The sequence below is a fragment of the Pseudomonas caspiana genome, from assembly GCF_040224095.2.
GTDB classification, from domain to species: Bacteria; Pseudomonadota; Gammaproteobacteria; order Pseudomonadales; family Pseudomonadaceae; genus Aquipseudomonas; species Aquipseudomonas caspiana.
On record NZ_CP167995.1, the window covers coordinates 170,581 to 195,179 of the forward strand.

Here is a 24,599-nt window from a genome sequence, read left to right on the forward strand (position 1 = left end):
CTTAGATCAGAAAATATTGCAGCAGGTCGTTGAGAAACAACTGGCCTTGCGGCGTTGCGACCAATCGGGTCGGATCAGCTTGCAGCAGCCCACGTTGCTCGGCTTGCTGGCGCGCACTGGCCAGCGAATCGAGGCTTAGACCGGTGCGTTCGCGAAATAATGCAGCGTCCACCCCATTTGTCAGGCGCAGCGCGTTCATCAGGAATTCGAAGGGCAATTCTTCAACGCTGAGTAGCTTCTCACCCGCCTTGAACGGCTTGGCCGGATTCAGATAATCCTTCGGCAAACGAGTCTTCCAGGTGCGCGCAATGCGCCCGTCCGGATGGCTGAGTTTGCCATGGGCTCCGGCACCAATACCGATGAAGTCGCCGAAGCTCCAGTAATTCAGGTTATGTCGCGCCGGTCTGCCCGGTTGCGCATAAGCCGAGACCTCGTACTGTGCGTAACCGTTCTGCGCCAGCAACAACTGTCCGGCTTCCTGAATGTCCCACAGGATGTCGTCTTCTGGCAGCGTCGGCGGTTGGTTCCAGAACACCGTGTTCGGCTCCAGCGTCAGCTGATACCAGGACAAATGCGTCGGTTTCAGGTCGATGGCTTGTTGCAGATCGCCCAATGCATCCTCAGGTGACTGGTCAGGCAAGCCGTGCATCAAGTCCATATTGAAGTTATCGAAGCCCGCCTGTCGCGCCATGTCGGCGGCCCGAATGGCTTCATCGCCGTTGTGAATGCGACCCAGCGCCTTGAGTTTGGCTTCCTGAAAGCTCTGGATGCCGATGGACAGGCGATTGATGCCTAGTCCCCGATAGGCGCTGAACTTGACCTGCTCGAAGGTACCGGGATTGGCTTCCAGGGTGATTTCGATGTCGTTGGCAAAGCGAATGCGTTGCTCGACACCTTTGAGCAAACGGCCCAGGGCGTCTGCGCTGAACAGGCTTGGCGTGCCGCCGCCGAAAAAGATCGAACTGAGTTCACGGCCATAAACGTAAGGCAGGTCCAGATCCAGATCGGCCAGCAGTGCGTCGATGTATTCCGCTTCCGGCAGCACAGGGCTGGCAGTATGGGAATTAAAGTCGCAGTACGGGCATTTGCGTACGCACCACGGGATATGGATGTACAACGACAACGGCGGCAGTTGCGGCAAGGCTGTCCTCGGCTCGGTCGATGAGAAACCGGTGGTGCCGAGGAACAGCGGTGTTGCAGGCGTTTCGTGGGTCATTTCAAAGCCAGGCGTTGACGCAAGATGGCCATGGCGCGAGCGCGGTGGCTGAGCTGGTTCTTCTCGGCGGGGCTCAGTTCCGCGCTGGAGCAGTCCCGCTCCGGCACCCAGAACAATGGATCGTAACCGAAACCGTGCTCGCCGCTGGCGGCGGTCAGTATGCGCCCGTGCCACAGGCCTTCGCAGAGGATCGGCAATGGGTCATCAGCGTGACGCACCAACGCCAGTACGCAAACGAACTGGGCGCCACGTTGCTCTTGCGGGACGTCTTTAAGGGCGTCGAGCAGCTTGGCGTTGTTGGCGGCATCGCCTTTTCCATCGGCATAGCGCGCGGAATAGATACCCGGTGCGCCGCCCAGGAAATCCACCGCCAGCCCCGAGTCGTCAGCCAGCGCTGGCAAGCCGGAAATGCGTGCCGCGTTGCGGGCTTTGAGAATGGCATTCTCGACGAACGACAGACCGGTTTCTTCCGGCTCCACATTGCTGAATTCGCCGATAGAGCGTAGTTGCACGCTGTCGCCGAGCATGGCCTGGAGTTCTTTGAGTTTGCCAGCGTTGTGGCTGGCCAGTACGAGCTGCGGGAAAGTCATCATTCGCCTGGATAGAGTTCTTGATTGAAGCTGAAGGAATGGTTGTCTTGATTCCCGGCTTTCACATCGATGTTGAAGGTGTAGGTTCCGGCTTGTTCAACCGGGAACTGCGCAATGTAGCTGATCCAGCCTTTGTCTGTGACTTGCTTGAAGGTCAGAGGCTCTGGGCGTCCGGTCAGGTCTTTGTAGGTGCCTGCCACCACGGACGGCGCTGGTTTGCCCGTCTTTAGAACGGTGATGTTCAATACATTCAGCTGTTTGCTGCGGATCAGGCCGGATGATTTCGCCACGTCCGCTGACAACGTGGTCGAGGCAAACGCGTTGTAGTAAACGGTCACGTCGCCAAACGTTTCCTGCCGGTTGGGCTTGGCGTAGTCAGCAGCAAATGCCGACAGGCTCAAGGCGCACATCAAGATGATTGCCAGGCGACGCATCATCTTTCTCCTGTCCATGAATTGAAAAATACGATCCTGTAGGAGTGAGCTTGCTCGCGATAGCGTCTGTTCAGACGGTAATTTAGTGCCAGTGAAACCGAATCGCGAGCAAGCTCACTCCTACAGATTCCGGTTTCAGGTTTGCTTCAAACCGCGATCTGGTGTTCCTGCAACCCCGGGCTGCTGACCCGGTAGATACCGATCTCACCCAACAGGTTAGGCCATTGTTTACTGGCCCAGCCATGCCGATGCTGTTGATCCACTGCCAGCCGATCAATGACCTTGGCGTGGCGGCCACGGCACAGCTCTTCGAAGTCTTCGAAGGTGCAGAAGTGGATGTTCGGCGTGTTGTACCAAGTGTAAGGCAGGAAATCCGACACCGGCATCCGGCCCTTGGTCGCCAGGTACCAGCGGCAGCGCCAGTGACCGAAGTTCGGAAAGGTAATGATGCACTGGCGGCCCACGCGCAGCATTTCGTCGAGGATCTTGTCCGGGTAATGCACGGCTTGCAACGCCTGGGTCATGACCACGATGTCGAAGCTATCGCTGGCGAAGTTACCCAGACCCTTGTCCAGGTCCTGCTCGATGACGTTGACGCCCTTGCTGATGCAGCGGGCAATATTGTCAGCGTCGTTTTCCAGGCCATAACCAGTGACTTGCTTGTTATCGCGCAGCCAGGCCAGCAGTTCGCCGTCGCCGCAACCAAGGTCGAGCACGCGGCTGCCCGCAGGGATCCATTCTTGGATGATTTCCAGATCGGCTCTCATGGCGTCCTCAAATTACAATTCGGTTCATGTAGCTGGAGAACGCCTGCAAGTAGCGCGGGATCGGAATCAGGAACGCATCGTGGCCCTGAGGCGCGTCGATCTCCAGGTAGCAGACGTTCTTTTTCGCTGCCATCAGTGCGTCTACCAGTTCCCGGGAGCGGGCAGGTGAGAAGCGCCAGTCGGTGGTGAACGACATGACACAGAAGTCTGCGGTCACATTGGCGAAGGTCGCGGCCAGATTGTCGTTGAACGCGCCTGCCGGGTCGAAGTAGTCCAGCGCTTTGGTCATCAACAGGTAAGTGTTGGCATCGAAGCGGCCGGAGAACTCTTCGCCCTGATAGCGCAGGTAGCTTTCAACCTGGAATTCCACACTGTGGAAATCGTAGTTGAGTTTCTCGCTCTTCAGGCCGCGGCCAAATTTTTCACCCATTGAGTCATCGGACAGATAAGTGATGTGCCCGACCATGCGCGCCAGCATCAGGCCGCGTTTGGGGATGACACCGAACTCCTGGAAGTCGCCGCCATGGAATTCCGGGTCTGACAGGATTGCCTGACGGGCCACCTCGTTGAACGCGATGTTTTGCGCCGACAGTTTAGGAGCCGAGGCAATCGCCAGGCAATGGCGCACTCGGTCCGGGTAAGTCATGGTCCATTGCAGCGCTTGCATGCCGCCCAGACTGCCGCCGACTACTGCTGCCCATTGCTGGACACCCAGCAAATCAGCCAGGCGCGCCTGGCTGTGGACCCAGTCCTCAACCGTCAGGACCGGGAAGTTGGCACCGAAGGGTTTGCCAGTTTCCGGGTTGATACTGCTCGGGCCTGTTGAGCCATTGCAGCCGCCCAGATTATTCAGGCTGACGACGAAGAACCGATTGGTATCGATAGGCTTGCCGGGACCGATGCAACTGTCCCACCAACCGGGTTTGCGGTCATCGACGCTGTTATAGCCCGCCGCGTGGTGGTGACCAGAAAGGGCATGGCAGATCAACACGGCATTGCTGCGCGCGGCGTTGAGTTGGCCATAGGTTTCATAGATCAGATCGTAGGCAGGCAACGAGCGGCCACAGGCCAGTGCCAGAGGCTCGCTGAAATGTGCCGTTTGCGGCGTGACTAGACCGACAGAATCTTCGGGAAAGACCGTGGACATCGACCCTGCTCTCGCTTAAATGAGGCGTAAGTCTAATGACCACGGGGGGGAGGGGCAACAGAGGAATTCGGTGGGCTCTCAGGGGGGTGTAAAACCCCTGTGGAAGCTGAGCTTGCTCGCGATAAAGACACTGCGATCCAAAGTGAATCGCGTCCAGCCGAATCGCGGGCAAACCCGGCTCCCACAGGATTAGCGTTCAGCCTCGACTTAAGCAGTACGCCCAGACTCAAACAGGAACCAGATACGCCGTTCGGCTTCGTCGATCCAGTTTTCCAGCAGGCTGGCGGTGGCGACGTCGTTATGTTCGTCGCACAGTGCGTGAGTTTCGCGCATGTAGTTGGCCAGTTGCATGTTGTCTTCACGCAGTTCGGCGAGCATGTCGGCCGGGGTGACGAAGTCGGCATCGTTGTCGGCAATGCGTTGCAGGCGCTGGATGTGCCCGGTGGAGCGCAAAGTGGTGCCGCCCAGTTTACGTACGCGCTCGGCGATGGCGTCGGTGGTTGCGAAAATCTGATCAGCCTGGTCGTCGAGCAGCAAGTGATAGTCGCGGAAGTACGGGCCGGACATATGCCAGTGGAAGTTCTTGGTTTTCAGGTACAGGCCGAAGATGTCAGCGAGCAAGGTGTTGAGTTCCGCTGACAGATTACGGCGGGCCTCTTCCCCCAGGCTGTTGGGCGTATGCAAGTCGGCTTTGCGCAGTTCTTTGGCAGCTTCAAGATTTTTCATCAGACGTTTCCTTCCTCAGTAGTCGGTCGGCGTAACGGGCGATGCGAGTGGGCATCCTGATGACATTGCAGCATGGGCTACTGGGACCCTCTGTACCGCTTGTGCTCAAATCTTTATGCACAAGCGGTGAGCGAAAATAACCAAATGGAATGAAATTTCTGGAAATCTTTGAATTTTCAGATAACTACATGTTTTAGAAGGGGTTTTATTTGGTCGGCGGGATAAGATCTGACCGTTTGGATAAGTAGCTTGCTAAGCAAATAGCGCGACAATCGGATTTTCATCAACAGAGTTATCCACAGGCTATTCAGTTAGTGAAAGTCAGTTTGACTGAGCGATCAAGAGCAAATTGCGAGGCGTGATATGGCTTTCGCAGAAGGTGCCAACGCTCACGCGATAATGCTGTTCTTGCAGATACAGGGCTTTGTCGAGCACCAGCCACAGCTCCAGTGGCCGACGGAACAAGTTGCGAACCAATTCCAGATTTCGCACTTGAGCCAAGCGCTCCCAGCCCGCTGCTTCAAGGGTGGACCAATGTTGTTCGCCCATCGCAGGGAGGCCCTTGAGCGCTGCCAGATCACGACAATAATCGGCAAAAGGTTTATCCAGCCAGGCACTGGGCAGTGACGGCGTGGGTAAATAATCGTCGCTGTTTTGCAACTGTCGTTGCAGCAAGTCAAAGGCCAGGCGGCGAGCCATGGACTGGTCGCGCTGGCGACGGACACGGGCTCCAGCGGTCACTGTCTCGCTTAGCGGCAAGCCGAGATCGTCCCGGGATAGTTTCAGAGCAGATGTTTGGCCCTCACTGGAGAGCGGCTGATAATGCTCCGCTTCAATGCGGTTGTAACAACAAGGCGCAACAGCCAGCTGAGTGCAGCCGACCTGGCTGGCCAGGCGCATCAATTGGACGTGCAGATCCCCGCAGGCATGCAGCGCTACCGGTGAGTGATGAGCTTGAAGTCGGCGCCAGGCATCGTCTGCCATGACGTCTTGTTGTACATGTGTGGCCTCGGCGTTCAGGCGCGAGCTGAGTTGACGTCCGGCTTGGACCAGCGTCGGGTCGCGTTCCAGGCAGGTCAGTGTCTGGTCTGGCCCGAGTAAACGTCGCCCCAGATGGCCTTTGCCCGAACACCAGTCCAGCCAGTGTGCGGGTTTGTGTTCAAAACTCAGGCAACTGGCGAAGGCTTCGATCTGTTGCCATTTGCGGCCAGGGACGTCGACGCTCATGCGCGGCTCTACCGGAGCAAGGTCGAAGGCGGGCAGAGTTTGTACTTGACTCAGTGCCTGAGCCTCAGCCGCCAGTTGTGGAAACGGGAACGGCGCTGCGAGTTGTTCCGGATGATTATGGGCCGCTTCGGCCTCGCTTAACGTGCGTTGGCGCAGCCAGCCTGCGAGCTCGGGATATTGACGCTCCCAAGGCAAATGCAAGTGAGTGAACGGTCGGGGACGCCACAGCGGCTGCCAGGCAAACAGGAAACTGTCCAGGGCCCGGAATCGACTGCGGAGCTGTTCGTCGTGCAAAGCGAGGTCGTTGGCCATGGTCAGCTGTCGGGTTCAAACGCGTAAAAGGGCTGGCGGTAAAACGCCAGCCCTCTTCATAACAGCGCCCTGATCGGGCGTCTACGCGTAAAGGACGTCTGAACTCAGAAAAATATTAATACTTAAGTGTTGGCCAGGCGATTTGGATCACAGAATGTTGAACGGGAAGTACTTGTCGTTGATCTTCTTGTAGCTGCCGTCTTCGATGATTTCCTTGATCGCCAGGTTCAGTCGAGCGCGCAGTGGGTCGTTCAGGCGTACGGCGATGCCAATTTTGTCGTTATCCACAACAGGGTCACCTTTGAACTCGAAGCTCGAGCCGGCCTGGCCCTTGAGCCATTCATAGCTGACATATTTATCGGCGAGGATCGCGTCCACATGCCCTTCGGCCAGATCAGTGAAAGCACTTTCCTGAGTGTCATAGAGCTTCAGGGTGATATCCATGCCCAGATTTTCCTGCAGCCACGAGGCTGACAACGTCGACGCCTGAGCACCAATTGTCTTGCCTAACAGTGAGTCTCGAATGGAGGCCTTGTCGGTTTTGAGCTCGCTGCCTTTCGCCGCCACAAACTGCAATTTGTTGGAGTAGTACGGCTCGGTGAAGTCCACCAGCTCAGCGCGCTCTTTGGTAATCGACATGGATGAAATCAGGAAGTCGAACTTGTTGTCATTGAGCGCCGGGATGATGCCTTCCCATTCGGTGGTAACTACCTCGCACTCAACTTTCATTTTTGCGCACAGTGCGTGACCGATTTCGACGTCAAAGCCTACCGCCTGACCGCTGGCGTCTTTACCGTTGAACGGTGGATAAGCGCCCTCGACACCGAATTTCAATTTCTCCACAGCAAAAGCACTGGTCGTGAAAGCCAGTGTGGCGGCTGCGACCAGCAGGAATTTTTTGTACATCTGCATGGGTGTTGCTCCGTTGCAATTGCGGGACTTATTGGGCTGCTGTGAGGACGACTGCTGTTGGACATGAGTTACCGCAAAATGTCGCTGGTCGCCTGAAGCATTTGTTAAGCCATGTATCGGCGGGGTTCAGCATTTGCGCACCAATGCACTCATAAGAGCGCTGAATTGAAATGCACTTTCTGTAGGCCCTACCGAAGGCTGCGAAGCGCTCATCCTGACACGCCGTCATCGCAGCCTTCGGCAGCTCCTACAGGTCTAGTGTTTGCTTCGCGATAGCGCGGTGCCATAGATGTCTGTACATGTCGCAAGATAACCATTAGCTCACTACGTCGTCCTGCAGCTTTGTGCTGTTTCCGTACTCACCAATTCAGAGCACTTCAATAGTGCGCACTTCAACGTCCTGTGTATTTTTGGTGCGTTTTCTGCGGACGGGGCTGTGCACATCGGTAACAAAACATGTCACTTGTTCGCTGAAACGATTCTTCTTGTCGCTAATCCTTGAGCTCTAGCGCCAGCGTTTCCCTGAGCGACGTCGTTTTTGAATCATTTTGGCGCAGAATTTGCGTAAATAATAAAAAACGCCCCGTTTTTTTCTTTTTACGAAGACGGTCAGGCAGTCGATTACCACGCAAAGGTAGTTTTTGAATGAGCAGTATCCCTAACGCTTCAGAGCTCGATCAGGGGCTCAAACCTCGGCACATCACGATGTTGTCCATCGCCGGTGTCATCGGTGCCGGTCTGTTCGTAGGTTCCGGGCATGCGATTGCCGAAGCGGGCCCGGCGGTACTCCTGGCTTACGCTGCAGCCGGTACATTGGTGGTTCTGGTCATGCGCATGTTGGCTGAGATGGCGGTTGCGTCGCCGGACACCGGATCGTTTTCGACCTATGCCGATCGTGCGATCGGGCATTGGGCCGGTTTCACCATTGGTTGGTTGTACTGGTGGTTCTGGGTGTTGGTAATTCCCTTGGAAGCCAACGCCGCCGCAACCATTCTGCATGCCTGGTTCCCGAACATCGCTATCTGGGTGTTCACGTTGGTGATCACCTTGTTGCTCACCATCACCAACCTGTTCAGCGTGAAGAACTACGGCGAGTTCGAGTTTTGGTTCGCGTTGATCAAAGTGCTGGCGATCATCGGTTTCGTTGCTTTGGGCGTTGCGGCTATATTCGGCCTGCTGCCCAATAGCCAGGTCAGCGGTGTCAGCCATCTGTTCGATACTCAGGGCTTTTTGCCGAATGGCATGGGCGCTGTGCTGGCGGCGATGCTGACCACCATGTTCTCGTTCATGGGCACCGAAATCGTCACCATCGCCGCGTCTGAATCGAAGAATCCGGAAAAGCAGATCACCAAGGCCACCAATTCGGTGATCTGGCGGATCTGCCTGTTCTATTTGGTCTCGATCTTCATCGTTGTTTCGCTTGTACCGTGGAATGACCCGCGTCTGGCTGAAGTAGGTTCCTATCAGACCGTGCTGGACATGATGGGCATCCCTAACGCCAAGCTGATTGTGGATATCGTGGTATTGATTGCCGTGACCAGTTGCCTGAACTCGGCGCTGTACACCGCGTCGCGCATGCTTTACTCGCTGGGTAAACGCGGTGACGCCCCAGCGGTTGCGACTCGCACCAGCAAAAGCGGTACCCCTTATTGGGCGGTTATTCTGTCTACTGCGGCTGCTTTCCTGACGGTATTTGCCAACTACGTAGCCCCGGCTGCCGTGTTCGAATTCCTGCTTGCCAGCTCCGGTGCAATCGCGCTGTTGGTGTACCTGGTGATCGCGGTTTCCCAACTGCGCATGCGCCAGAAGAGCATTGCTGCGGGTGAAACCCTGTCGTTCCGCATGTGGCTGTTCCCATACCTGACCTGGTTGGTGATCGTGTTCATCGTGGGTGTGTTGGGCGTCATGCTGGTCCAGGAGTCGCACCGCGTGGAGATCATCGCGACCGGCTTGCTGAGTATTCTGGTGATTGCCACTGGTGTCCTGGTGGCCCGTCGTCGCAAGGGCGAAAGGGCTGGCAAGGCTGTGTTGAATTGACCGATTGACCCGCAGCAAACAAAACGGCCGCGATCAGCAATGATCGCGGCCGTTTTTGTTGGAGTGAGGGCATGTTTCTGTGGGGGGGCGCCTCGGTGTGTAAGGCATCACGCTGTCTCGGGCAAGCGTTGGACTTGTAGGAGCTGCCGAAGGCTGCGATGGCGGTGTGTCAGGATGAATGCTTCGCAGCCTTCGGCAGCTCCTACAGGGAATGCATTTATTTGGTTTTCATTAGTCCCGAGCACGCCGCCTTGTACGCCTCGTGCTGATACTTGTTCAGCGAAGCAGGCAGGTCGAAGTTGTGTTTCTTGTTCTGCGCGTTGATGGTTTGCGGCGACAACAGGGTCACTTCGCAATCGCGCAGCAACTGGAAAACCGTTTCGATCTTGAACGTCGTCGGGCCGCCTGCGAACTCGCCTTTCTTGCTGCGCTTCTTGATGACGACATGACTGATGCCGTTCTCACGCACAAAGCTGGCGATCTGGGTCGCGAAGGTTTTGACGTTGGCCGACTCGTCATCATCTTCAAGGGCCAGCTTCTTGGTCGCCAGCGGCAAATGTTCGAGGCCACCTTGCTGGCGTGTCGCCAACGCAAAAATAGCCTCGCTGCCTTTGATTTCTACACCACAAATGATCATGAATGAGCCTTTACGTTACAGCCTTGGTTAAAAGGCAGACACCATAGCTCATTGCGGTGTTCATTCCTGCGCGATCGATTCCAGATACTCGGAGCGCTCATCGCTGGTACGCGCCAAACAGTCGTTCTGGGCGATGTTGAACGCTTTACTACCCGCTGCTGCCGGGAACACTTCCACGGCGCAGTCGGCGTCGCGAAGCTTTTCCCAGGCTAGCTGGGCAGCCTTGAGTTTTTCGGCGAAGGCATTGGCCTGCGACTTATTGGCCCCGAACTGGGTGTTAACCCGCTGCAACAGGTTCTGGAAGTTCTCTTTCAGCAACTCCTCAGCCGTGTCGCGGCTGTACTTGGAGCACTCAAGGGTCTGCTGGTCCTCTTCGACGCCGTCACATGGCGAGACATCAGGGTTTTGTGCTGCATGAGCGCCCGAAATGCCGGTCGCTAAAAGAACCAAAGCCAGGAAAACCTTGTTCATCGAGTCTCTCCACTCCATTTGATGAGCTGGATTCTGGCCTAAGCGCGCCCTAAATAACAGGTTGGCGAGATAGACGCCGGCAGCGTCCTGTCGCCCTTTGTCGTTTCTTGACGCTTTCGGCAAACCCCCTGTCGTTTTTGCACCCGGCTCGGCCGACCCTCAGGCATATGCTGGCCTCAATAGCGTCGGCATACGATTCGGCGCACAAGCACCTAATAAGGGGACAGCCTGATGAGCCCAGCCGAATTACACGCCGACAGCATCGTTATTGACGGGCTGATCATCGCCAAGTGGAACCGTGAGCTGTTTGAAGACATGCGCAAAGGCGGCCTGACCATGGCCAACTGCACCGTCTCGGTGTGGGAAGGTTTCCAGGCGACTATCGACAGTATCTGCAAAAGCCAGAAGCTGATGCGCGAAAACAGCGACCTGGTGATGCCTGTGCGGACCACCGCCGACATCCGCAAGGCGAAAGAGCTGGGCAAGACCGGCATCCTCTTCGGCTTCCAGAATGCACATGCTTATGAAGATCAGATCGGCTACGTCGAGATCTTCAAACAGCTCGGCGTTGGCATCGTGCAGATGTGCTACAACACCCAGAATCTGGTGGGCACCGGCTGCTACGAACGTGATGGCGGGCTGTCGGGTTTCGGTCGCGAAATCGTCGCTGAAATGAACCGCGTCGGCGTTATGTGCGACTTGTCCCACGTCGGTTCCAAGACTTCAGAAGAAGTCATCCTGGAATCGAAAAAACCAGTCTGCTACTCCCACTGCCTGCCTTCCGGCCTTAAAGAGCATCCACGCAACAAGTCCGACGAAGAGCTCAAGTTCATCGCCGATCACGGCGGTTTTGTCGGCGTGACCATGTTTGCGCCGTTCCTCGCCAAAGGTATTGAGTCGACCATCGACGATTACGCCGAAGCCATCGAATACACCATGAACATCGTCGGCGAAGACGCCATCGGGATTGGCACCGACTTCACACAGGGCCATGGTCAGGACTTCTTCGAATACCTGACCCATGACAAGGGCTACGCCCGCCGCCTGACCAGCTTCGGCAAGATCATCAACCCGCTGGGTATCCGCACGGTTGGCGAGTTCCCGAACCTGACCGAGACCTTGCTCAAACGCGGCCACTCCGAGCGCGTAGTGCGCAAGATCATGGGCGAGAACTGGGTGAATGTGCTCAAGGATGTCTGGGGCGAGTAATACCCCGATCACGAGCGAAACCTTTACTGAATTGATCACCCCACTGCCATTTCGCGCAGTGGGCGTAACCCGAACATCTGGAGTTTGACCCCATGGCTAAAATCGCCCCGCAACTGCCTATCGAAGTCGACAGCGAAACCGGCGTCTGGACCTCCGACGCATTGCCAATGCTCTACGTGCCGCGCCACTTTTTCGTGAACAACCACATGGGTATTGAAGAAGTGCTGGGCGCTGATGCCTACGCCGAAATTCTCTACAAGGCGGGCTACAAATCTGCCTGGCATTGGTGTGAGAAAGAGGCCGAATGTCACGGTCTGGAAGGCGTTGCTGTTTTCGAGCATTACATGAAGCGTCTGTCGCAGCGTGGCTGGGGTCTGTTCAAGATTCAGGACATCGACCTGGAAAAAGGTACCGCCAGCGTCAAGCTTGAGCACTCCTGCTTTGTGTACGTCTACGGCAAAGTCGGTCGCAAGGTTGATTACATGTTCACCGGTTGGTTTGCCGGTGCCATGGACCAGATTCTCGCCGCAGCGGGCAGCCCGATTCGTACCGTCGCCGAGCAGGTTTACGGTGGTTCGGAAGAAGGCCACGACGACGGCCTGTTCATCGTCAAGCCGCTGTAAGTCGAGGATCGTGTTATGGCTTTCGAAGCGATGTTTCAGCCGATTCAAATCGGCAAGCTCACGATCCGCAACCGCGTATTGAGTACTGCGCACGCCGAGGTCTACGCCACTGATGGCGGCATGACCACCGATCGTTACGTGAAGTACTACGAAGAAAAGGCCAAGGGCGGGATTGGTCTGGCGATTTGTGGTGGCTCTTCCAGCGTCGCTATCGACAGCCCGCAAGGCTGGTGGAAATCGGTCAACCTGGCGACCGACAAAATCATCCCGCACTTCCAGAACCTTGCTGACGCCATGCATAAGCACGGCGCCAAGATCATGATTCAGATTACCCACATGGGCCGTCGCTCCCGTTGGGATGGTGATCACTGGCCGACCCTGATGTCGCCTTCGGGCATCCGCGAGCCAGTACATCGCGCAACCTGCAAAACCATCGAGCCGGAAGAAATCTGGCGCGTGATCGGCAACTACGCCAGCGCTGCGGCGCGGGCCAAGGCCGGTGGCCTGGACGGTGTCGAACTGTCGGCGGTGCACCAGCACATGATCGACCAGTTCTGGAGCCCGCGGGTCAACAAACGCACTGACGAATGGGGCGGCAGCTTCGAAAACCGCATGCGTTTTGGCCTTGAAGTGATCAAGGCTGTGCGCAAGGAAGTCGGCCCGGATTTCTGTGTGGGCCTGCGTATCTGTGGCGACGAGTTTCACCCTGACGGCCTCAGCCACGAGGACATGAAGGAGATCGCCAAGTATTACGACCAGACCGGCATGATTGACTTCATCGGCGTCGTCGGCTCGGGTTGCGACACCCACAACACCTTGGCCAACGTTATTCCGAACATGAGTTATCCACCGGAGCCGTTCCTGCATCTCGCGGCCGGTATCAAGGAAGTGGTCAAGGCACCGGTGCTGCACGCGCAGAACATCAAGGACCCGAACCAGGCTACGCGGATTCTCGAGGGCGGTTACGTCGACATGGTCGGGATGACTCGTGCGCACATCGCTGATCCGCACCTGATCGCCAAGATCAAGATGGGCCAGATCGACCAGATCAAACAGTGCGTCGGTGCCAACTACTGCATCGACCGTCAATACCAGGGCCTCGACGTTCTGTGCATTCAGAACGCCGCGACCTCCCGTGAATACATGGGCGTGCCGCACATCATCGAAAAATCCACCGGGCCGAAACGCAAGGTGGTGATCGTTGGAGCCGGGCCTGCAGGCATGGAAGCCGCGCGGGTTTCGGCCGAGCGTGGCCATGACGTAACGCTGTTCGAGAAGAAGGAATTTATCGGCGGGCAAATCACTACTGCCTCGAAAGCGCCGCAGCGTGACCAGATTGCCGGTATCACCCGCTGGTTCCAGCTGGAGCTGGCGCGTCTGAAAGTCGATCTGCGTCTGGGCACGGCTGCGGACCCGGCCACCATCATGGATCTGCGTCCGGACATCGTCGTGCTGGCGGTGGGCGGTCATCCGTTTCTGGAGCAGAACGAACATTGGGGTGCGGCGGAAGGTTTGGTGGTCAGCAGTTGGGACATCCTCGACGGCAAGGTCGCGCCGGGCAAGAACGTGCTGGTTTACGACACCATCTGTGAATTCACCGGGATGTCTGCGGCTGACTTCCTGGCCGACAAAGGCAGCCAGGTGGAGATCGTCACTGACGACATCAAACCGGGTGTTGCGATTGGCGGGACATCGTTCCCGACTTACTACCGCAGCATGTATCCGAAAGAAGTGATCATGACCGGCGACATGATGCTGGAGAAGGTCTACCGCGAAGGCGACAAGCTGGTGGCGGTGCTGGAGAACGAATACACCGGTGCCAAAGAAGAGCGCGTAGTGGATCAGGTGGTCGTCGAAAACGGCGTGCGCCCGGACGAAGAGTTGTATTACGCCTTGAAAGCCGACTCGCGTAACAAAGGCCAGATCGACATCGAAGCGCTGTTCGCCATTCAGCCGCAACCGTGTCTGAGCGAGCCGGGTGACGGGTACTTGCTGTTTCGCATTGGTGACTGCGTAGCACAGCGTAATACCCATGCGGCGATTTATGACGGTTTGCGCCTCTGCAAGGATTTTTGAGGCTGTACGCCGACCCTTGTGGGAGCTGAGCTTGCTCGCGATGAACGATGACGCGGTTTCCCAGATGAACCGCAGCGCCCTTATCGCGGGCAAGCCCGGCTCCCACAGGAAACACCGAATACTCCTGTAGGAGCCGAGCTTGCTCGCGATGAACGATGACGCGGTTGTCCTGATGGACCGCAGCGCCTAAATCGCGGGCAAGCCCAGCTCCCACAGGAGAAACGAGTACCCCTGTAGGAGCCGAGCTTGCTCGCGATAAACGATGACGCGGTTGTCCTGATGAACCGCAGCGCCTAAATCGCGGGCAAGCCCAGCTCCCACAGAAGAAATGAGTACCTCTGTAGGAGCAGAGCTTGCTCGCGATGAACGATGACGCGGTTGCCCTGATGAACCGCAGCGTCCTTATCGAGGGCAAGCCCACTCCTTCAGGAGACCGATGACCTCTGTCGGACCGCGTGCCGTAGGAGCTTCACATGTTGAACACCTTGCTTCCCATCCTGCTGTTCGCTGCTCTGGGCCTTGCTGTCCTGGGGGCTGTGCGGCGGATGAATATGTGGCGCAACGGCCGGGCCTCTAAAGTCGACCTGATCGGCGGGCTGCTGGCCATGCCCAAGCGCTATATGGTCGATCTTCACCATGTCGTGGCTCGGGATAAATACATCGCCAATACCCACGTCGCTACGGCGCTGGGCTTCGTGCTTTCAGCGTTGCTGGCCATCGTCGTACACGGCTTTGGTTTGCATAGCCGCATCCTCGGCTATGCACTGTTACTGGCATCGACCTTGATGTTCGTTGGCGCAATCTTCATGTTCCTGCGCCGTCGTAGTCCACCAGCACGCCTGTCCAAAGGCCCATGGATGCGCCTGCCGAAAAGCCTCATGGCGTTTTCCGTCAGCTTCTTTCTGGTCACGCTGCCAGTGGCGGGTATCCTGCCGCAAGACTTCGGCGGCTGGGTGCTGGTCGCATTGCTGGGCCTGGGTTGCCTGTGGGGCGTGTCTGAAATGTTCTTCGGCATGACCTGGGGTGGGCCGATGAAGCACGCCTTTGCCGGTGCGTTGCATCTGGCCTGGCACCGTCGCGCCGAACGTTTTGGCGGTGGTCGCTCGACGGGCCTCAAGCCGCTGGATCTGGCCGACAAGACTGCTCCGCTCGGCGTAGAAAAACCCAAGGATTTCACCTGGAACCAACTTCTGGGTTTTGACGCTTGCGTGCAATGCGGCAAGTGCGAAGCCGCATGCCCGGCGTTTGCAGCCGGTCAGCCGTTGAACCCGAAAAAACTGATTCAGGACATGGTCGTTGGTCTGGCCGGCGGCACTGACGCCAAATTTGCCGGTAGCCCGTATCCCGGCAAAGAGATCGGTCTGCACGGCGGCAATCCGCATCAACCCATCGTCAACGGTTTGGTAGACGCTGAGACCTTGTGGTCCTGCACCACTTGCCGGGCATGCGTTGAAGAATGCCCAATGATGATCGAGCACGTGGACGCCATCGTCGACATGCGCCGCCACCTGACTCTGGAAAAAGGCGCGACGCCAAACAAGGGCGCTGAAGTGCTGGAAAACCTCATCGCCACCGACAACCCTGGCGGTTTCGCACCGGGCGGGCGGATGAACTGGGCCGCGGATTTGAGTTTGAATCTGCTCTCCGACAAAAAATCTGTCGACGTGCTGTTCTGGGTCGGCGACGGCGCTTTCGACATGCGCAATCAACGTACTTTGCGCGCCTTCGTCAAAGTCCTGAAGGCAGCCAAGGTCGACTTCGCCGTGCTCGGTCTTGAAGAGCATGACAGCGGCGACGTGGCGCGGCGTCTCGGTGACGAAGCGACTTTCCAGATGCTCGCCAGACGCAACATTCAGACCCTGAGCAAATACAGCTTCAAGCGCATCGTCACCTGCGACCCGCACAGCTTCCATGTGCTGAAAAACGAGTACGGCGCGTTCGATGGCAATTACCTCGTGCAGCACCACAGCACTTACATGGCGGAGTTGATTCAAGGCGGCGCGCTGAATCTGGGCCAGCATAAAGGTTCCAGCGTCACCTATCACGACCCGTGTTATCTGGGCCGCTACAACGGTGAGTACGAAGCGCCGCGTGATGTATTGCGTGCGTTGGGAATCGAGGTCAAGGAAATGCAGCGTTCCGGTTTCCGCTCCCGTTGCTGTGGGGGTGGTGGCGGTGCGCCGATTACGGATATTCCCGGCAAGCAACGGATTCCTGACATGCGCATGGAAGACATCCGCGAAACCGGTGCCGAACTGGTGGCCGTCGGTTGCCCGCAATGCACCGCGATGCTCGAAGGCGTGGTCGAGCCGCGACCGATGATCAAAGACATTGCTGAATTGGTGGCTGACGCATTGGTGGAAGAAGTTATCCCCAGCAAACCTGCGCCAGTCAAACGTGAACCTGCGGAGGTGCACTGATGAGCGACATTATCCGTCGTGATCCTCGCGCTGAATGGATCGCCCGCAACCGCCTGCACCCGCTGCACGCTGCCATGCAACCGGCACAATCCAGCTGGATGGGGCCCAACGGCCTGATGCGCAAGAATGTGCATGGCGTAGGGTTTATCGGTCCCAACGGCATCAAACGAATCGACCGCAGTGGCGCTCAGCAAGGCGGGGCGGTGAAACGCTCAGCCGCAGCCGAAGTGCAGTTGCCGCTGCATCAAGTGCCGCAACCGGCTTTCTATATTTGCGTTGCGCCGGACATGGTCGGTGGACGCTTGAGCAGCCACGACCGTGATCTGCTCGGTCTGGCTCATCAGCTTGCCGGGCAAAGTGGCGCGGTGCTCGCGGTGGTGTTTGGCGAGCACAAAGAGAGCGCTTTCGCGACGGCAGGCGTTGATCGCTTGCTGGTTCTGGAAGGTAGCGAGTTCAGCGGTTACTCACCGGAGCAGCGTGTCCAGGGCCTGCGGGCTGTGGATAACCAGTTCAGCCCTCGTCACTGGCTGCTGCCGGACAGTCGCAGCGGTGGCGGTGAATTGGGTCGTCGCTTCGCGGCCAGTTTGGGTGAGCGTCCTGCCACGCGTGTCTGGCAAGTCAAGGATGAGCAATGCATCGGTCGCGCTGGTGCTGGCCAGGAAGATATCTCAAGACCATTAGCACGCTTGATCCTCGCTGCTGCGGAGTGTGCTGAGCCGGTCAGCGAAACCCGTCATGAAGCGCTGCCGGTTGAGTTATCCACAAGCGTAGCGCGCAGCCTGCCGCGCATTGAAGACCTCGGCGCTGTCGCTGTCGACCCGGCCATGATTCCAATGGCGGAAGCGGAGTTCATCTTCTCCGGCGGCAACGGCGTCAAGGATTGGGATTTGTTTCACCGCACTGCTGCAGCCCTTGGCGCGACTGAAGGTGCGTCCCGCGTGGCAGTGGATGACGGCTTCATGGGCCGTGATCGACAGGTCGGCGCGAGCGGCACTTGGGTCACGGCGCGGGTGTACGTGGCGGTGGGTATTTCCGGCGCGATCCAGCATCTGCAGGGCATTGGTGCGTGCGACAAGGTGGTGGCAATCAACCTTGATCCGGGTTGCGACATGATCAAACGCGCTGATCTTTCTGTGATCGGCGACAGCGCGGCAATTCTCAAGGCGCTGATCGACGCGGTGGAAACCCACCGCCATGGAGCAAAACAAGATGCGGCCTGAGCCAACTGCTTCCTCTGGGGATAACGCTGCAGTGCACGTCATCAGCCTGGTATCCATTGGTGCGCACCCGACATCCGGCCGCGCGCGTCGCGCTGAGCAGGATGCCCGCGCCGTTGAGTTGGGCTTGCAACTGGCTGGGGATAACTTGCACGTGCTGCACGCGGGGAGCGCAGAAGAGCCTGCGTTGCGTGCTTATCTGGGCATGGGCCTGGACGAGTTGCATGTGCTGGAGCAACCGGAAAACGCCGACGCGCTGCCTGCTTTGACGGATTACATTCGGGAGTCTGGTGTGCAAATGGTGCTCACTGGAAGCCAGGCAGAAACCGGAGAAGGCTCTGGCATGTTGCCATTTCTACTGGCGGAAAAGCTCGGATGGCCGCTGGTGGTGGGCCTGGCTGAAGTGGAGTCGCTGGATAACGGCACCGCGCTTGTATTGCAGGCATTACCTCGTGGTCAGCGTCGGCGCTTGAAAGTACGGCTGCCGTTTCTGGCGACGGTGGATAACGCCGCGCCTAAGCCCCGGCAAAGCGCCTACGGCCCTGCGCAGCGCGGCACACTTGCAGCCGAACAAGTGGAAATTGTCAGCGACGAACTGTTCAGCGGCTCAGTCCTGCAACCGGCCAAACCCCGGCCCAAACGCCTGAAAGTCATCAAAGCCAAAAGCGGCGCCGACCGGATGAAGGCCGCAACAGCCAAAGCCAGCGGTGGCGGCGGGCAAGTTCTCAAGGGTGTGACGCCAGAGGCGGGTGCAGAGGCGATCCTCAAGTTGTTGATTGAAGAGGGTGTGGTTCGCTAGACGCATCGATTGTGGGACCGGCTGTAGCCGGTCTCGCAGTGGGTGGCGAGACTTTATCGGCTCATTCGAATTTTATTTTCAATTGCCCCTGTCACTTTCCATTTTTCATTCGGCACATGGTTACTGAGAATTGCTTCCATTCACGAGTAGCCGCCATGTCCCATCCTTTAGATACCCTTCTACGCCCAAGTGTATTGGCCATGGCTATCGCTTTTGGTTCTTCGATAGCCAGTGCACAGTTGATTGCAGCGGAGCAGACTTCCGCCACCCACGCCTACGATTTGCCAGCAGCCTCGTTGGCCAGCACCCTCAACGCTATTGCCAGTCAGGCCGGGCTGGCGCTGAGCGTGGATCCGTCTCTGGTTTCAGGAAAGACTTCGGCGACTGTCAAAGGTGAGTTCGATGCAGGTACCGCAATGCGCCAGGCTTTGCGCGGCACGGGTCTGCAACTGCAGCAAAATGGCACGGGGGGCTATTATCTGGAGGCCGTGCAGGAAGGCACGATGGCGTTGCCTGATGTCAATATCAACGCGGCAGGTGCCGGGCCTGATGGCTCAGAAGCTGCTGGTTATGTAAGTGAGAATGTCACCAGTGTTGGCGCTCTGGGCGGGATGAAGCTTCAGGACACGCCTTACTCGATGAGTGTGACCTCTCAGGCGATGCTGAAAAATACAATGGCCACGTCCCTTGATGACGTGTTCAAACACAACCCGTTCACCCAACTCTACTCTCCGCGCAACGCCGGGTACGCCAGTGCCGTCAACATGCGTGGTTTCAGCGCTGCGGGTAATCTCAACATCGCTAACGATGGCTTGCGTTTCACCACCGGTGCCGACGGCGGCAACTATATCGAAGAGAATGAGCAGCTCGAAATCATCACCGGCCTGACCGGCTTCCTGTATGGCCCGGCGTCACCGGGCGGGCTGGTCAATTACGTCCTCAAGCGCCCGACCTATGAGCGCTATAACAGCGTGACGCTAGGCAATGCCGGCGGCGAAAACTACTACCTTCATGGCGACTTCGGCGGGCCGATCGATCCGGAAGGCAAGTTGGCCTACCGGGTAAACGTCCTGACCCAGGACGGCGAAACCGCGATTGACATGCAGAAGCGTCGGCGCGAAATGATCAGCCTGGCGTTGGACTGGAACGTTACTGACGATCTGCTGGTTCAATTCGACGCATCGCACAAAAAGTCCGAGATGCGTGGCACGACCAGCTACTGGTTCTTCAACAATGAAGCCTGGCGCCCAAGCGCGTCATCCCTGAGCAACGACAAGCTGTACAGTCAGAAGTGGAGCTTTGCTGACGACGAAACCGACAAGGCCGGTGTGCGTGCCAAATGGCGCTTGAACGATGTGTTTACGCTGCGCACGGCATTCTCGGCCCAGCAATACACGACTGAAAATACGTACACAGGACCGACTATCACGGGACCTGGCGTGTATGCGCAGAATCTTTATGCGTTCGCGCCGATCGAGACTGAAGAGAAATCCGGTTACTTGTTCCTCGACGCAGCTTTCGACACTGGTCCCCTTGGGCACAAGATGACCATGGGCTATCAGGGCAACACCTCGCGTCAACGTCAGTATGAGGACCATATCCCGTTTCCGGGTCCGCAATACACTTCGCCCGTTGGCACCATACCGCTCAGCTCGACGCCACAAGTCGACAAGCCAGGTTATTACATCGGCCATGGCGACCAGCGCCTGGCGAATACCTCAGAGACGAATAACTTCCTGATTGGTGATGTGATCACCTTCAACGAGCAGTGGTCTACGATCCTTGGCGTTACCAATACGCAGATCAAGACTTACGCCAATGAGTTTGTCTACGCGAAAGCATTCGGCACGCCGGAAACGGAAACCAAGTACAACGAAAGCAAAACCTCGCCCAACATCTCGCTGATCTACAAGCCGCTGCCTTGGCTCACAACCTACGCCACCTACATCGAAGGCCTTCAGTCGGGCGGCGTTGCCCCTTCGAGCACGATAAATGCCGGACAGGCTTTTGCACCAGAAATCAGTGAGCAGTATGAAATCGGTGCCAAGGCGACGGTAGGTGAGACGCTGCTGACACTCGCCTTTTTCAATATCAAAAAACCTAACGCCTATACGAACGGTGCCAACGTTTACGTGGTTGACGGGCAGCAGGAAAACAACGGTATGGAATTCAGCGTCACCGGCAAGGTGATACCGGAGTTGACCGTGGTTGGGGGTGTGACGTTGCTTGATCCTCAGGTCAAGAAAACCGAGATTGCGGCGAATGAAGGTAATGCGCCGACCAACGTTGCCAAGCAATTGGCGAAGGTCTATGCCGAATACGACATCAACGGAGCACCGGGCCTGGCCCTGACGGGCGGCGCTTTCTATACCGGCAAGCAGTACACCGATGTAAACAACGACTACCAGTTGCCTTCCTTCACGACCTTCGATGCGGGTGCCCGTTATCGCATGCGCCTTTCTGAAAATGACCTGACTTTGCGCATGAACATTAGCAACCTTACCAATAAAGAGTACTGGCTCAACAGCAGCTATTTGGGCGAGCCGCGTACCGTCGCGTTCTCGGCCCAACTAGAGTTTTAATCCTGGCTGAAGGCAACCTCGCCCTTTCACTGGGGCGAGGTTGATCGAAGGTCTGTGCATTTCGATCTCCGGGTCTGCAGTAGTAAACCATCCCCATCCGACGGGTGTCATTTGCCACTACTCGTCAGCTCTGACACAATCGCGAATAATTCTCGTTATTTAATGCACCTTTTCCGAGGTTCGTTTCGTGTCGTCAGTTCCAAGCCCTCAGAGCGAGCTCATTGGCGCCTTGTACCGCGATCACCGCACTTGGTTGGTAACGTGGTTACGGCGTAATGTCGCCTGCCCGCAACGGGCTGAAGACCTGAGCCAGGATACGTTTGTTCGTTTGCTCAAACGTGATCAGCTTGATCAGCCACGCGAGCCACGGGCATTCCTGGCTGCGATCGCTAAAGGACTGTTGTTCGATTACTTTCGTCGGGCGGCGCTTGAACAGGCTTACCTCAATGAGTTGATGCTGATCCCGGAAGCCGAACAACCTTCGCTGGAAGAACAACTGCTGATCCTCGAAGATCTGAAAACCATTGATCACATGCTCGGCAAGCTGTCGAGCAAGGCGCGGGCCGCGTTCCTCTACAACCGTATCGATGGTTTGAGCCATGGAGAGATTGCAGAGCGTCTCGGTGTCTCTCCATCACGCGTGCGCCAGTATCTGGCTCAGGGAATGCGTCAGTGCTATGTAGCACTGTACGGCGAACCGTTATGAGCGCGTTTAATTCAAAGCCGGTTTCAGCAAAAGTGCTGGATGCTGCCATTGCGTGGCAACTGTGTCTGGATTGCGGCAATGGCAGTCAGGACGAGCGTGATGAACATTCCAGATGGCTGGCTGCCAATGAAGAGCATTCCCGTGCGTGGGCTCAGCTTGGGATGCTTGATAAACAGTTCTCTCTGACTTCTGCTCCTGCGCGCTCCGCCCTGCTGCGGTCGCACGACAGTGCTGTGCGGCGTATCCGCAAGCTTGGTGGTGGCCTTGCCAGTGTGCTGCTGGCTTGTGGGCTGCTGCTGTTCATGGGCAATCGATTCATCCCCATCGATTACTGGCTGGCTGACCAGCGCACCGCGACGGGTGAGCAACGAACCATACGCTTGGCAGACAACACGCTGATCCAGCTCAACACCCACAGCGCCATTGATGTGCGCTTCGATGCCACTCAGCGCCGGGTGATTCTGCAGGACGGGGAGATTTATGTAGAAACCGGCACTCACGAAGATCCTCGGCCCTTTATTGTCGAGACCCGCGACGGCCGTATGCGTGCTCTGGGTACCCGCTTTCTGGTCCGCCGCGAAGGCGAGGGTACGTTGCTGAGCGTGCTGCAATCGGCGGTAGCGGCTCATGCTCAGCGTGATGATCGTGAGCAAACTCTGCGAGAAGGTCAGCAAGTGCTCATGACCCGTGACGGTCTGGGGCCAATGCTGGCGCTCAAGCCTGGAGCCGATGCATGGACGCGAGGCATGCTGGTGGTAGAGAACACGCGGCTTTCCGAGCTGGCGGCAGAGTTGAGTCGCTATCGAGCCGGTTATCTTGGGGTTGCGCCGGAGGTGGCTGACCTGCGTATTACGGGCACTTTCCCGCTGAGCAATACCGATTTGGCGCTCAAGGCTCTTTCACCCACTCTTGCCGTTCAGGTTGAGCAGCGAACTCAATGGTGGACGAAGCTGATTGCGAGCGACGGTAAAAAAACGGCTCCCCAGGCACCTCCAAAACCTGGGACCTAGAGTCGAACACTCCGTCACGGGGGGCTCAGCTCCGGGGCTTTTCTGCGTGTATGATGCCGCGGTTAATACAGCGCACGACCTTCGCGGTCTGAGGCGCATAGAAGGGCCGCTGCTGATCAGCGGCCTTTTGCTTTTGGATAAAAGCTTTTGAGAAGAAGAGCATGAAAAGCCAAACCGTGCGCCGCTGGTCCTTTATCCATACTTGGACGAGCCTGATCTGCACCCTGTTTCTGTTGATGCTGGCGCTGACCGGGCTGCCTTTGGTATTCAGCCATGAAATCGATCACCTGTTGGGCAATTCGCCGGAATTCAAGGAAATGCCGGCCGACACACCGCACCTGAATCTGCAGCAATTGGTAGTGGCTGCCGAGGCCCATCGCCCGGGCGAGGTCATGCAATATTTCGGTTGGGAGGACGACGACCCGAACGGTGTCTGGGCGATCATGGCCAAAACGGCGGGCACCGATCCCAACGATTCACACTCGTTCATGCTCGATTCGCGCACCGGCGAAGCCCTGGAAACGCCATCTGCCAACGGCGGTTTCATGATGGTCATGTTGCGTCTGCATGTGGATATGTATGCAGGGCTGCCGGGCAAGTTACTGCTGGCGTTCATGGGGCTGATGTTCGTGTTGGCGATTGTTTCCGGGACGGTGCTTTACGCGCCGTTCATGCGCAAACTCAAATTCGCCACCGTGCGCGTCGAAAAATCAACGCGCATGCGCTGGCTTGATCTGCATAACCTGATTGGCGTCGTGACCCTGACCTGGGCGTTGGTGGTAGGCGTGACCGGAGTAATCAGTGCCTGCGCCGACCTGTTGATCGCCTCGTGGCGCAACGACACGCTGGCCGCGATGATCGAACCGTATCGCGGTGCGCCGCCGCTGACTCAACTTGCCCCCGCAACGCGCCTGGCGGAGATCGCTGAATCCGCAGCGCCCGGTATGCAGATCGACTTCATTGCGTTCCCCGGAACGCGCTTCTCCAGTGAGCACCATTACGCGGTGTTCATGAAAGGTAATACGCATCTGACGGCGCACTTGATGACCCCGGTGCTGATCGATGCGCAAACCCTGGAGGTTACGGCGGTGGTCGAGCGGCCTTGGTATATGGATGCGTTGGGCATGTCCCAGCCGCTGCACTTTGGTGATTACGGCGGCATGCCGATGAAAGTGCTGTGGGCGGTGCTCGATGTGCTGACGATCATTGTCCTGTCCAGCGGGCTGTATCTTTGGTGGGGACGCAGAAGGGCGGCACGGCCAGTCGATGCGCTGCCACAAGAGACGCTGCAATGAAGCGTTCCACATTCTGGAAGACCTTTGCCGCGCCGGGAGTCATTGCCTTGCTGACCGGGCTGGGGCTTTTTGCTGCGTTGTTGGGTGATGGCTGGTGGGATGCACTGGCCTGGCTGGGGATGGGCGTAGCCGCAGCGTTCAGCATCAGAGGCTTGCTGGCTCGCAAGTCCTGAAAGCAAATATTGC

At 57.4% G+C, this 24,599-nt stretch carries 22 protein-coding genes; 12 read left to right on the forward strand and 10 right to left on the reverse strand.

The genetic code is table 11. From position 1 onward, the window contains the following. Window position 1 precedes the first annotated feature (1 nt). From hemW to ABRP31_RS00825, 8 genes are all read right to left on the reverse strand, one after another. Window positions 2-1,216 (reverse strand): radical SAM family heme chaperone HemW, encoded by a 1,215-nt coding sequence (gene hemW, locus ABRP31_RS00790; protein ID WP_349971055.1) that lies wholly within the window; start codon window positions 1,214-1,216, stop codon window positions 2-4. After that, the gene (gene rdgB / locus ABRP31_RS00795) at window positions 1,213-1,809 is read right to left on the reverse strand and encodes an RdgB/HAM1 family non-canonical purine NTP pyrophosphatase (protein ID WP_349971056.1); all 597 of its coding nucleotides are present in this window, start codon (window positions 1,807-1,809) and stop codon (window positions 1,213-1,215) included. Before rdgB ends, hemW begins: the two co-directional genes overlap by 4 nt. After that, complete coding sequence (locus tag ABRP31_RS00800; RefSeq protein WP_087268523.1) at window positions 1,806-2,240, reverse strand: DUF4426 domain-containing protein; 435 nt, start codon at window positions 2,238-2,240, stop codon at window positions 1,806-1,808. The genes rdgB and ABRP31_RS00800 overlap by 4 nt, the downstream gene beginning before the upstream one ends. 146 nt (window positions 2,241-2,386) lie before the next feature. After that, window positions 2,387-3,007 carry a methionine biosynthesis protein MetW gene (metW, locus tag ABRP31_RS00805; protein ID WP_349971057.1) on the reverse strand — a complete coding sequence of 207 codons (621 nt, stop codon included), beginning with the start codon at window positions 3,005-3,007 and terminating at the stop codon, window positions 2,387-2,389. A gap of 7 nt (window positions 3,008-3,014) precedes the next feature. Continuing rightward, a complete protein-coding gene (locus ABRP31_RS00810; protein ID WP_087268528.1) occupies window positions 3,015-4,154 on the reverse strand; it encodes a homoserine O-acetyltransferase in 1,140 nt (379 codons plus the stop codon). Window positions 4,155-4,361: 207 nt separating this feature from the next. Then, window positions 4,362-4,880 carry a Dps family protein gene (locus tag ABRP31_RS00815; RefSeq protein WP_087268530.1) on the reverse strand — a complete coding sequence of 173 codons (519 nt, stop codon included), beginning with the start codon at window positions 4,878-4,880 and terminating at the stop codon, window positions 4,362-4,364. 321 nt (window positions 4,881-5,201) lie between these two features. Continuing rightward, window positions 5,202-6,419, reverse strand: coding sequence for a methyltransferase (locus tag ABRP31_RS00820; RefSeq protein ID WP_349971058.1), 1,218 nt, complete (start codon window positions 6,417-6,419; stop codon window positions 5,202-5,204). 147 nt (window positions 6,420-6,566) lie between these two features. Then, window positions 6,567-7,331 carry a transporter substrate-binding domain-containing protein gene (locus ABRP31_RS00825; RefSeq protein WP_349971059.1) on the reverse strand — a complete coding sequence of 255 codons (765 nt, stop codon included), beginning with the start codon at window positions 7,329-7,331 and terminating at the stop codon, window positions 6,567-6,569. Between the two features lie 645 nt (window positions 7,332-7,976). On the opposite strand from ABRP31_RS00825, the gene gabP reads away from it, so the two are divergent. Continuing rightward, window positions 7,977-9,368 carry a GABA permease gene (gene gabP / locus ABRP31_RS00830; protein ID WP_087268539.1) on the forward strand — a complete coding sequence of 464 codons (1,392 nt, stop codon included), beginning with the start codon at window positions 7,977-7,979 and terminating at the stop codon, window positions 9,366-9,368. Between the two features lie 217 nt (window positions 9,369-9,585). On the opposite strand, the gene ABRP31_RS00835 is transcribed toward gabP, so the two are convergent. Continuing rightward, the gene (locus ABRP31_RS00835) at window positions 9,586-10,005 is read right to left on the reverse strand and encodes a DUF3010 family protein (protein WP_087268542.1); all 420 of its coding nucleotides are present in this window, start codon (window positions 10,003-10,005) and stop codon (window positions 9,586-9,588) included. Window positions 10,006-10,065: 60 nt separating this feature from the next. Continuing rightward, on the reverse strand, window positions 10,066-10,476 hold the full coding sequence (locus ABRP31_RS00840) for a lysozyme inhibitor LprI family protein (protein WP_349971060.1): 411 nt from the start codon (window positions 10,474-10,476) through the stop codon (window positions 10,066-10,068). A gap of 231 nt (window positions 10,477-10,707) precedes the next feature. On the opposite strand from ABRP31_RS00840, the gene ABRP31_RS00845 reads away from it, so the two are divergent. From ABRP31_RS00845 to ABRP31_RS00895, 11 genes are all read left to right on the forward strand, one after another. Further along, the gene (locus ABRP31_RS00845; RefSeq protein WP_027899496.1) at window positions 10,708-11,685 is read left to right on the forward strand and encodes a dipeptidase; all 978 of its coding nucleotides are present in this window, start codon (window positions 10,708-10,710) and stop codon (window positions 11,683-11,685) included. Window positions 11,686-11,777: 92 nt separating this feature from the next. Further along, a complete protein-coding gene (locus ABRP31_RS00850) occupies window positions 11,778-12,308 on the forward strand; it encodes a DUF5943 domain-containing protein (RefSeq protein WP_187521455.1) in 531 nt (176 codons plus the stop codon). A 15-nt stretch (window positions 12,309-12,323) separates the two neighbouring features. Continuing rightward, window positions 12,324-14,384 (forward strand): dimethylglycine demethylation protein DgcA, encoded by a 2,061-nt coding sequence (dgcA, locus tag ABRP31_RS00855; RefSeq protein ID WP_087268550.1) that lies wholly within the window; start codon window positions 12,324-12,326, stop codon window positions 14,382-14,384. A 473-nt stretch (window positions 14,385-14,857) separates the two neighbouring features. Next, window positions 14,858-16,804, forward strand: a complete 1,947-nt coding sequence (gene dgcB, locus ABRP31_RS00860; protein WP_349971061.1) for a dimethylglycine demethylation protein DgcB — start codon at window positions 14,858-14,860, stop codon at window positions 16,802-16,804. Beyond that, window positions 16,804-18,024 carry an electron transfer flavoprotein subunit alpha/FixB family protein gene (locus ABRP31_RS00865; RefSeq protein ID WP_349971062.1) on the forward strand — a complete coding sequence of 407 codons (1,221 nt, stop codon included), beginning with the start codon at window positions 16,804-16,806 and terminating at the stop codon, window positions 18,022-18,024. The genes dgcB and ABRP31_RS00865 overlap by 1 nt, the downstream gene beginning before the upstream one ends. Then, complete coding sequence (locus ABRP31_RS00870) at window positions 18,014-18,820, forward strand: electron transfer flavoprotein subunit beta (protein ID WP_349971063.1); 807 nt, start codon at window positions 18,014-18,016, stop codon at window positions 18,818-18,820. The genes ABRP31_RS00865 and ABRP31_RS00870 overlap by 11 nt, the downstream gene beginning before the upstream one ends. 155 nt (window positions 18,821-18,975) lie before the next feature. After that, a complete protein-coding gene (locus tag ABRP31_RS00875; RefSeq protein ID WP_349971064.1) occupies window positions 18,976-21,402 on the forward strand; it encodes a TonB-dependent receptor in 2,427 nt (808 codons plus the stop codon). Between the two features lie 187 nt (window positions 21,403-21,589). Further along, window positions 21,590-22,108, forward strand: coding sequence for an RNA polymerase sigma factor (locus tag ABRP31_RS00880; RefSeq protein ID WP_349971065.1), 519 nt, complete (start codon window positions 21,590-21,592; stop codon window positions 22,106-22,108). Next, complete coding sequence (locus ABRP31_RS00885) at window positions 22,105-23,118, forward strand: FecR family protein (RefSeq protein WP_349971066.1); 1,014 nt, start codon at window positions 22,105-22,107, stop codon at window positions 23,116-23,118. Before ABRP31_RS00880 ends, ABRP31_RS00885 begins: the two co-directional genes overlap by 4 nt. 161 nt (window positions 23,119-23,279) lie before the next feature. Then, a complete protein-coding gene (locus ABRP31_RS00890) occupies window positions 23,280-24,413 on the forward strand; it encodes a PepSY-associated TM helix domain-containing protein (RefSeq protein WP_349971067.1) in 1,134 nt (377 codons plus the stop codon). Next, window positions 24,410-24,586, forward strand: a complete 177-nt coding sequence (locus ABRP31_RS00895) for a hypothetical protein (protein WP_087268563.1) — start codon at window positions 24,410-24,412, stop codon at window positions 24,584-24,586. The genes ABRP31_RS00890 and ABRP31_RS00895 overlap by 4 nt, the downstream gene beginning before the upstream one ends. Window positions 24,587-24,599: the final 13 nt, after the last annotated feature.